This is a genomic window from Candidatus Nitrosopumilus sp. bin_68KS (assembly GCF_054095825.1).
In genome coordinates this window covers 1-9856 of record NZ_JBSWSP010000025.1, presented here as the reverse complement: position 1 = coordinate 9856, position 9856 = coordinate 1, and the positions used below count along the sequence as shown (strand labels likewise).

The 9856-nt window shown below is 33.6% G+C and carries 10 protein-coding genes; 2 read left to right on the top strand and 8 right to left on the bottom strand.

Annotation, left to right across the window (positions count from 1 at the left end; genetic code table 11):
- On the top strand, nucleotides 1–662 hold a 662-nt coding region (locus ACW9W3_RS09535; RefSeq protein WP_457765912.1), incomplete at its 5' end, for a sensor histidine kinase.
- A gap of 313 nt (nucleotides 663–975) precedes the next feature.
- Here the strand turns inward: ACW9W3_RS09535 and aroA are convergent.
- From aroA to ACW9W3_RS09505, 6 genes are read right to left on the bottom strand one after another with little or no spacing between them, the layout of a single operon-like run.
- The gene (gene aroA, locus ACW9W3_RS09530) at nucleotides 976–2244 is read right to left on the bottom strand and encodes a 3-phosphoshikimate 1-carboxyvinyltransferase (protein ID WP_457765911.1); all 1269 of its coding nucleotides are present in this window, start codon (nucleotides 2242–2244) and stop codon (nucleotides 976–978) included.
- On the bottom strand, nucleotides 2234–3088 hold the full coding sequence (locus ACW9W3_RS09525; protein WP_457765910.1) for a shikimate kinase: 855 nt from the start codon (nucleotides 3086–3088) through the stop codon (nucleotides 2234–2236). Before ACW9W3_RS09525 ends, aroA begins: the two co-directional genes overlap by 11 nt.
- A complete protein-coding gene (gene aroE / locus ACW9W3_RS09520; protein WP_457765909.1) occupies nucleotides 3088–3909 on the bottom strand; it encodes a shikimate dehydrogenase in 822 nt (273 codons plus the stop codon). The genes ACW9W3_RS09525 and aroE overlap by 1 nt, the downstream gene beginning before the upstream one ends.
- 46 nt (nucleotides 3910–3955) lie before the next feature.
- Entirely contained in the window at nucleotides 3956–4624 is a 669-nt protein-coding gene (gene aroD / locus ACW9W3_RS09515; RefSeq protein ID WP_457765908.1) for a type I 3-dehydroquinate dehydratase, read from the bottom strand.
- A complete protein-coding gene (locus ACW9W3_RS09510) occupies nucleotides 4621–5682 on the bottom strand; it encodes a 3-dehydroquinate synthase II (protein WP_457765907.1) in 1062 nt (353 codons plus the stop codon). Before ACW9W3_RS09510 ends, aroD begins: the two co-directional genes overlap by 4 nt.
- Nucleotides 5675–6457 carry a 2-amino-3,7-dideoxy-D-threo-hept-6-ulosonate synthase gene (locus ACW9W3_RS09505; RefSeq protein ID WP_457765906.1) on the bottom strand — a complete coding sequence of 261 codons (783 nt, stop codon included), beginning with the start codon at nucleotides 6455–6457 and terminating at the stop codon, nucleotides 5675–5677. The genes ACW9W3_RS09510 and ACW9W3_RS09505 overlap by 8 nt, the downstream gene beginning before the upstream one ends.
- Nucleotides 6458–6601: 144 nt before the next feature.
- On the opposite strand from ACW9W3_RS09505, the gene mqnC reads away from it, so the two are divergent.
- A complete protein-coding gene (mqnC, locus tag ACW9W3_RS09500; protein WP_457765905.1) occupies nucleotides 6602–7717 on the top strand; it encodes a cyclic dehypoxanthinyl futalosine synthase in 1116 nt (371 codons plus the stop codon).
- Here the strand turns inward: mqnC and ACW9W3_RS09495 are convergent.
- Together ACW9W3_RS09495 and ACW9W3_RS09490 are read right to left on the bottom strand one after the other, a co-directional pair.
- Nucleotides 7712–9154, bottom strand: a complete 1443-nt coding sequence (locus ACW9W3_RS09495; protein ID WP_457765904.1) for a menaquinone biosynthesis decarboxylase — start codon at nucleotides 9152–9154, stop codon at nucleotides 7712–7714. The two genes, mqnC and ACW9W3_RS09495, sit on opposite strands and share 6 nt — an antisense overlap.
- Nucleotides 9155–9318: 164 nt before the next feature.
- Complete coding sequence (locus tag ACW9W3_RS09490; protein WP_457765903.1) at nucleotides 9319–9693, bottom strand: hypothetical protein; 375 nt, start codon at nucleotides 9691–9693, stop codon at nucleotides 9319–9321.
- Nucleotides 9694–9856 lie beyond the last annotated feature (163 nt).

The window sequence follows — 9856 nt, the reverse complement described above, 5'->3', positions numbered from 1 at the left end:
TAAAACAAGAAAAACTTGTAACTATAGGTGAACTATCTGCAAGATTGGCTCATGATATACGAAATCCACTTTCAATTATTCAAGTGTCTCTTGAAAATTTAAAACTAATGTCAAAAGATACAAAAATCGACCAAAAACATTTTGATAGAGTGGAGCGTGCAATAAGTAGAATCTCTCATCAAATTGAAGATGTTTTAGGTTATATTAGAAACGAACCTATGCAAATTGGAAAAACTCTAATTTCTGAAATTATTGCTGATGCCTTAGATTCAATTAATCTTCCAGATAGAATATATTTTGAAATTTCAAAAAATGATTTTGAATTTTATTGTGATAAAAAACGACTTGCCGTAGCTCTTACTAATCTAATTATTAATGGAATTCAAGCCATTGATGGAAAAGGTGAAATAAAAATAGATTGTGAAGAAACTGAAAGTGATGTTGTTATTTCTATTCAAGATTCAGGAAAAGGAATTCCTAGTGATATGAAAGAACATATTTTTGAACCTTTATTCACCACAAAACAACAAGGTACTGGACTTGGTTTGGCAAGTGTGGCCTCTATTGTCCGAGGTCATAATGGTATCATTACTGTAACTTCTTCACCAACAATATTTACAATAACTCTTCCAAAAAATCCTCCCTTAGAAGACTCAGGCTGATTTTGAAAATCTAATTTCTAAACTAAATTATAATAAACAATATCTCATATTGCCTTTTTTTAAGATCTAGTATGCGTAATTAAAAATTACATGATTCTTTGATATTTATTGAAATAATTATAATATATTCTTAAATATAATAATTACGTATACAATATATGCAAAAACGTGTAAATTCTAAACCATAATTTGCGCGGCCCTGCGAAAAAGACATGTTATCTTCGCAAAAGCGTTGCGGGTGAGGAGAATGCTTTTCATCCTATACAGGGTCGCGCCTTTTACCCATTTTACCTGATTTTTTGAATTTTCTTTTTTAATTCACTTGAATTTTTCCACCAAGACGATTCATCTCTTCTATAAAATTCGGAAATGAGACATTTACTGATTCTGGATCTGATACTGTGCAATTCCCTATATGCATTCCAGCAATACAAAAAGACATGAATAATCTGTGATCATTTTCGGAATTTAGTGTTGCTCCTTTCAAATTATCTGAGGGCTCTAAGATTAATCCATCATCTTTTTCTTCAATTTTAATTCCTAGTTTGACAAGTTCTCTTGCTATTATTGCAATTCTGTCTGTTTCTTTTAGTCTTGCATGTTTTACATTTACTATTTCAATTGGTGTTGATGATTTTAATGCTAAAATTGCAAGTGGTGGAAGAAGATCTGGTGAATTACTCAAATCAAATTTTCCTCCGGATAGTTTTTCAGGTGATTTGATTTTAATTTCTTCTTCATTGATTATGATGGTAACTCCTAATTGTTCTAGAATATCTATAAAAACTTCATCTCCTTGTGGCAAATTTCCAATGTTCCCTTTAATTGTAATTTCATCCCCATTGAGAACAGTTGATGAAAGAAGTAATGCTAGGCTAGAAAAATCAATTGGAACAGTAAATGTTGCCCCTTTGTATATTTGTGGTGTGATGTTGTATCTTTTGTATGGGATTAATGTTTGAACTGACACTCCAAACTTTCTCATCGTAGCTATTGTCGCATCAAGATATGGTTTTGAAACTAAATTTCCTTCAATTGTAAGATTGATTCCTTTTTCAGTTAGTGGTGCACTGATTAACAATGCTGAAATAAATTGACTAGAAAAATTTCCTGGAATTTTTACATCTCCTCCCGAAATTCTTCCTTTAATTTTGATTGGTGGTTTTCCATCAGTTGAGATACACTGTGCACCAATACTTGATAATGCATCTAGTAAAGGCTGCATGGGTCTTTTTTGTAAACTAGAATCCCCTGTTAGTGTTATCTCTTCTGCAAATAGGCTGGCAATACCTGATGCAATTCTGATAGTTGTCCCTGAATTTTCGGTATTGATCTCAGGCACGATTTTATCAAACTTTATAGGGTTTTTTACAATTATTGATGAATCCTCAATTTCCATTTCAGCTCCAAATTTTTTACATGCGTCAATTGTTGCAGCAGTATCTGCTGAGAGTAAAATATTTTCTACTTTACTGTTATTTCCCGCAAGTGATGCAAGAAAGATGGCTCTATGAGTATAGCTTTTGTTGGCAGGGCAAACTATTTGCCCTGAAATTTTTGACTTTTCAACTCTACAGTTCATGAGATTCTGCCTTTTTGTTATTTACTTTAGAAACAATTACTCTTCCTTCAAGAGCAGAGAATACTTTTTTAATATTTGACTCATTTTCTTTTTTTACAATTACTGCAATTGCAGGTCCATTTCCAGAAACTGAAGCTGCAATTGCTCCTTTCTCAATCAAACTTGTAATGATTTTAGGATCTGAATTAAGAATTGATGCTGTAGCTAAACCATTAATTATCATTGCTTCCCAATAATTTGCCTTTCTTGCCAATTCCCATGCGTTTTCAAATACTGTTGATAGTACTTTGAGATTTTTTAAATCCCCGCGTTTCCTATTTTTTGGAATAAATATCACTACAATCAAATTAGTGGGCCCTTTTTCAAAATGTATTCTTTTTTTCTTTGCATTGTCCGTCACATTAAATCCTCCATAGTAACATGAGCAAGCATCATCATATGCTCCAGTAATGCTCACTTTAGATTCAATTGATGCGTCAACTCCTGCAATCAAAATTTGTTGATCTGTGAATTTAGGTTTGAATATCTTTGCACATGCAAGTGCAACTGCTGATGAAATTGCACTAGAACTCTTTAATCCATACCCTGTTGGGATTTCCGAATCCAGTCTAACTGAAATTTTATTTTGTTCCAAATCTTTCTTTGAGACAATCTTCTCAATTGTTTTATTGATTAATCTTGAACTGAGAGTTTTATTATCTGATTCTATGGTGATTCCTTTACCTGGACTGGTCTCAATTGTTGCCTCTACTGTTAATTCTATTCCTAAAGTTGCCCCTTTTTGATTTGCAATAGCATTAACTAATGATATTGCTCCGTGGACTGTAGCCTTTGCTTTTGCCATCAAAATCCTCCTAACAATGCTTTTTTCATGGCATTATAAGGTGCTTCCATCCCATGCCATATCTCAAAGGCTCTCACTGCTTGACCTAATAGCATTTCATAACCGAAAATAATTACTGCATTTTTTGCTTTTGCTTTTTTTATAAAATCTGTATTCATTGGCATGTAAACAATATCGTATACTATTGTTTTATCACTGATGTCTTTCAAAGAAATTGGACTTGGCTCATTTTTTAGCCCCACTGAAGTTGCATTTACTATAATGTCATAATTTTTTGAAGATTCATTTACATCTTCAATTTTCATGGCATTTGCATCAAGCCCTATCGTTTTTGCAAATTCTGATAGATTAATTGCATTTTGCAAAGTCCTGTTTGCAATTGTGATGGACTTGGCTTTTTCTTTTGCAAATCCTGCAACAATTGCTCTTGCGGCACCTCCTGCACCAAGAAGAAGTACTTTGGTATCTTCTATGTTTAATTTCTTTTTCTTGAATGGTTCTAGAAAACCATCCATGTCTGTGTTGTAACCTTTGAGAACTCCGTCTTTGTTTGTGACAGTATTTACTGCTCCAATTAAACTACAAGACTCATCTGTTTTGTCCAAATATTTCATCATCTCTAGTTTATGTGGAATAGTAATATTGAATCCGTCTATCTTTATTTTTTTGAGTCCCTCAATCCCTACTTCTAACTCTCCAGTTGGAATTCTATATGCAATGTATGAAGCATCTAAATTTAATTCTCTAAATGCAGCACTGTGAATATTTGGTGATAATGAATGATCAATTGGATCTCCAATTACCGCAAATGATTTCCCCATCTTATTTTTCTCACTAGTATGATTGATTTAAACTCTCAACTGATAATTATTTTAGATTTGTAATTTTTTTTACTTCATCAACACTAAATTGACCTGGTGCTACTGCTTTTCCTAAAGAGACGTATGTGTATGGGCTTCCCAAATATAGGCACAAAATCCTTGAAATTCTGCCCATATCCCCCATTGCAAATGATATCAAGTTATTCTTGCCTTTTTTGCTATACAACTCTAGCATTCTCGTTGCATCATCTGTTGAATTTGCTGTACTTACAATTTTAACATTGTTTGAAAACTTGGACATTTGATCAACCTTCTTTTTTAATTCTGCAGAATTTGGAGTTTTTTTAAAATCATGCCATGAAACAAGTAATTCTGTTTTTGTTGATTTGAGATATTTTATTAATCCTAAATTTTTCTTTAATGTATTAAATTCTACATCTAACAAAAATGGATTATATTCTGCAATCAGTTTAAGAATTGCTATTCTTTCTTTTTCATTTCCTGAAAATTTCCCTCCCTCTGTTTTTGGTCTTAGTGTACATACAATTCTAGTCATGTCTTTTTTGATTAATTCTAATGATTCTGGAATTTGATCAATTTTTAAAAAATCAAACCTCACTTCAACAAAATCTGATTTCTTTAATGCAATTTTTAATGTCTGTTTAATTTTATTTGGTGTTTTTTCAGCAATTGATACACAAGTTTTGTATTTCATTTTTCAAGAATATATTCATCGGATACTTCCATTCCAAAATGTCTGCCTGTTGCAGGCTTTGAATGGACCATAACTGTGTCACCTTTTTTAAGATGTGTTACTGAGACTAGTTGTCCGTTTGGTTTTACAAATCGAATTGTCTCGGCATCTTGAGCTATTATTCCTCCAATTTCCCCTCCTGCAGAAGCTTTGATCATCAACATTGGTCTTCTTTCTATTTTAGATCTTCCTACAGTTGCTCTTCTTGCCTTTCCTTTTGAATTTAGAATTAAAACTTCTGAACCTGTCTCGACTTCTGAAAGATAGTTTGTTGTTCCATCTGGTGATAATGTATAACAGTGAACTGCACCTGCATTAACTCTAAATGGTCTAGGGGAAGTAAATGATGATCCTACTGATTCATTATGTACAAGAAACAAAAAGTTTGATCTGCTTCCAATTAACATACCTTCACCTTTGTGAAGCATAGATGCAGTATCTACACATACTCGTTCGCCATCTCCTACTTCTTTAATCTCAATAATCTTTGCTGGCTTCATATCGAAACTTCTTGTTCCTAGGTATAGCATTGCTTCTCTTACCTCGTTAATTGAATCTGTATTGAAAATAACCCCATCTACACCTACCTCTAAAATTGAGAACATCTTTCTTACTTCCTCAGGAGTTTTTGCAATTGCAAAAATCTGTGTGTGTATTTTATGGAGTTTTGCTATGATGTTTTCTAAAGGAATTATTTTCCAATCCTTTACTTCTACAATGACAAAGTCTAATCCCTTCTTTGCTACAGTAAGAATATGTTCAATATCTGAATTTGACAATACTTGAAACTTCATTCCTACTTTCTTCCCTTTCGGCTTTACCATTCCTTCTTTTTCAAGAACTACAAAATCTGATGCATTTGAAGGGTAAACTATTTTATTTTTTGTTTTTTTCTTCCCTAATTTTTTTGGATCAATGTACAACATTTTAATTCCTTCAGATTCTAACTGTGAAAGAAATTTAGCTAATTGTGTTTGTGTGACTTTGGGTGAAATAATTAACTCTCTATTTTTACTCAATTTTCTTCATTGCTTCCTTTGCAGTTACTTTTCTAAAAATTATGTCAGCTAATGCCTCGACTATTTTTTCAGGTGTTTTATGTGCAAAGATGTTTCTACCATATGTAACTCCTTTAGCTCCTGCAGTCATGGCATCTTCGGTCATTTGAAGAATATCTAAATCTGTTTTTGCTTTGGGTCCACCTGCAATTACAATTGGTACTGGTGTGCTTTTTACTATTTTTGCAAATGAATCAATATCGCCAGTATACAACGTCTTTACAATATCTGCCCCACATTCTGCTCCAATTCTTGCAACATGTCCAACAATTTCAGGATCATGTGGGTCTTTGATATTTTCCCCTCTTGGATACATCATTGCTAAAAGTGGCATTCCCCATTTGTGACATTGATCTGCAGTCATTCCTAATTGCTCTAACATTTCTGGTTCTTCTTTACCTCCAACGTTGATATGTAATGAAACTCCATCAGCGCCCATTGCAACTGCTTCCTTTACAGTTCCAGTTAGCATTTTTCGATTAGGTGATAGTGATAATGATGTGCTACTTGAGAAATGGACTAAAACCCCAACTTTGGTTGGTTTTGGTAATGCTTTGAGAATTCCTTTATTGATAATTACACTAGTGAGTCCATGTCCCTCACATTTGTAAATTGTGGATACTGGATCTTCTAGACCTTCAATTGGTCCATTTGAAATCCCATGGTCCATTGGAATACATAACATTCTTCCTTTTCGAAGAATTCGATTTAACCTGATTTGATTGCCTGATACCATGCGTTGATCTGCTTTTTGTGCCCTACTTAAAAATAACGTGACACGTAAATCTGACGTTTTTTTAGATTGAGCACAAATCACTCATTAGGTGTACTCATTATTTCTATCAAGGATTAAATAGAAAATGCAAAGGATACACAACAATTGAGTCAGACTACTGAACAAATTCAAAAAAGCGACATTAAAGATATTTTAGAAAATTCTCTAAATGGTCAACGACCTGGACCTAAGGATTGTATGAGATTATTGGAATCTGACGATGTTCATTTAATGGGCCTTACTGCAGGTCATCTAACAAGAAAACAATTTGGCAAAAAGGCTTCTTTTGTAAATAATATAATTTTGAATTACACTAATGTCTGTATTACCGATTGCAAGTTTTGTGCATTTTACAGATCGCCTGGTGCTGAAGATGCTTACACTTTAACACTTGATGAAATTGAAACTAGAGTTAAAACCTCTTATGATATGTTTAAGATCCGCCAAGTTTTGATTCAGGGTGGGCATAATCCCAATTTGAAGATTGAATATTATGAAGATGCATTTAGAATGATTAGAGAGAAATTTCCAACAGTTGGAGTTCATGGATTATCTACATCTGAAATTGATATGATTGCAAGAGTTGAAAAATCATCTACTACAGAAATCTTGTCTAGACTAAAAGATGCTGGATTACAATCAATCCCCGGAGCTGGTGCTGAAATCTTAACTGATTCAGTTAAAGAAATTATTAGTCCAAAGAAAATCTCTAGTGCTGATTGGATTAGAATTATGGATGAGGCCCACTCACTTGGCATTCCCAGTTCTGCAACTATGATGTATGGTAGTGTGGAAAACAATAATGATATTGTTGAACATTTTTACAAAATTGTACAACTACAAGAAAAAACTAATGGATTCATGGCATTTATCCCTTGGAATTTTGAACCAAACAATACCTTGATGCAAAAAGAAGGTTTGGTAGAATATGGTACTGGTGGAATTCAACTTTTGAAAATGATTGCAATATCTAGACTAGTCCTTGACGGGTTAATTCCTCACATTCAATCATCATGGCTAACTAATGGAGTTGGTATGGCTCAACTTGCATTACAATATGGTGCTGATGATTTTGGTGGTACGTTAATTGGAGAAGAAGTAGTTTCCTGTACTGGCGCACGCTCAACTGAACTCACTGATAAAATAATCATGGATGCTATACATCAAATTGGTTATGAAGTTGAAGAACGAGATAATTTTTACAATCCTGTAACACTATAGTCCGTAATCCAACCATTTGGAATCTACTAGATCTTTTGTCTTATCATCAACTTTAACTGGTTGTTGAATTTCTCGTTCATATCCCTCTTCTTTGGTTTTTTGAGTTGCGTCAATTCCCATCTTTGAACCTAGATTGACAAGAGGTGATGCCGGATCTAGAGTATCAGTTGGTGTGTTGTTGATTATTGTTGTATCTCTTGCAGCGTCTGCTCTTGTAGTAATTGCCCAAATAACATCATTGATGTCATGAACATTGATGTCTTCATCTACCACAACGAACATCTTTGTTAGTGACAATTGCCCCATCCCCCATAATCCCATCATCACTTTCTTTGCTTGGCCGGGATATCTTTTTTTGATTGAAATAATCGCAAATCCTTGAAACCATCCTGATGGTGGCATGCTAAAGTCTACTACTTCAGGATGGAACATTTGTATCAAAGGTAAAAATGATCTTTCAATTACTTTGCCAATATATGCATCCTCTAGAATTGGTTTGCCAACTACTGTTGTCACATAAATTGGATTTTTTCTTCTCATAATTCCTGTTAATGTAAATGTTGGATATGGTTCGACTGGTGTATAGTATCCTGTATGATCTCCAAATGGCCCTTCGTCTCTAATGTCTGCAGGATCAACGTATCCTTCTAAAACAATCTCTGCATTTGCTGGAACATCTAGATCAATTGTTTTACATTTTACAGTTTTGATCCCTTCTTTTCGTGTAATTCCTGCAAACAAATACTTGTCAAGTCCTTCTGGAACTGGTGCAATTGATGAAAATATTGTTGCAGGATCTCCTCCAAAAATAATTGCCGCTGGAATTTTTTCCCCTCTGTCTTTTGAAATATCCCCATGATGAGCTCCTCGTTTATGTTTCTGCCAATGCATTGACGCGTGAGTTTTATCAATAATTTGCATTCTATAAACTCCTAAATTCCTTACACCTGTTTCTGGATGTTTTGTTGCAATTAATCCTAAAGTGATGAATCTTCCTGCATCATTTGGCCATGATTTTAAAATTGGTAAATCATCAAAAGATGCATCACTTGATGTAATCTCTGTAACAGGACCGTTACTTTCTGCTTTAGGAAATGATGCTGTCATCTTTGATAATTCTGGGAGTTTTTTTATTTTGTTTAGTAATCCTGATGGCATATCCATCTTTGTCATATCTGCAATTCGTTTACCAATTTCTGTAAAGTCTGTCATTTCAAGTCCAATCTCTAGTCTTTTCATTGAACCAAATGCATTTCCTAAAACTGGCATCTCAAAGCCCTTTACATTTTCAAAAAGAATTGCAGGGCCATTGACATACATTTCTCTTCTTAGAATTTCTGCAATCTCTAAATCTGCATCAACTTGAGTTTTTACTCTCTTTAACTCTCCCTTCTTTTCTAGTTCTGTTATGAACTCATGAATATCTGCTATTACCACAATTACTTTGATCTTAGTTCAAGTATAAGCTTAACTGGATTCTAATTTTTTTATCATCTAAGTTCTAATTTATTCTATAAACAATATCTATTATGGTTTTTCAGAAAAATACTGTAGTGCATTTTGAATATCTATCTGTCAAATTTTTGTGTAATTTTTAATAATTACATTGGTGGCAGTTCATTCTTTTTGTCATGGCCACCAGATCCAAATTTACAGTAAAAGCATAATTCTGACTCCATGTACTTTAATTGCTCAACTTGAATTGCTCCAAGTTTTAGGGCAATCTTTGTTAGAATTTTATACTTTAGTGGCATTGCAGGAATTACTTCTTCCATGTATACTCTATAATGATCGGGACAAAACTTGAGTGTGACTTTGGATGGCTCTTTTCCTTTCTCGTTTACTTGTTTTGTAAAATTAATCTGCTCTCGAATATATTCATGCTTTGGACATGGACAATCTTTGCCTCCAGGATGTTTGTATGCTGGAATATTTTTCCAATCAAACTCAGGAAATTCCTTCTCAAAGTCATCCATTGGATCAACTATGCCTTCAGTGCATATAAAACTTGATCAAAATTGGTTGAGGTAATCAACCCAAATGTACATAAACCCCAGATAGTTCATCAAATTTATGGCAGCTGCTAAAAAGCAAACAAAGCAAGATCTTGAAAAAAAGATTGCCGAATTAGAAGCAAAA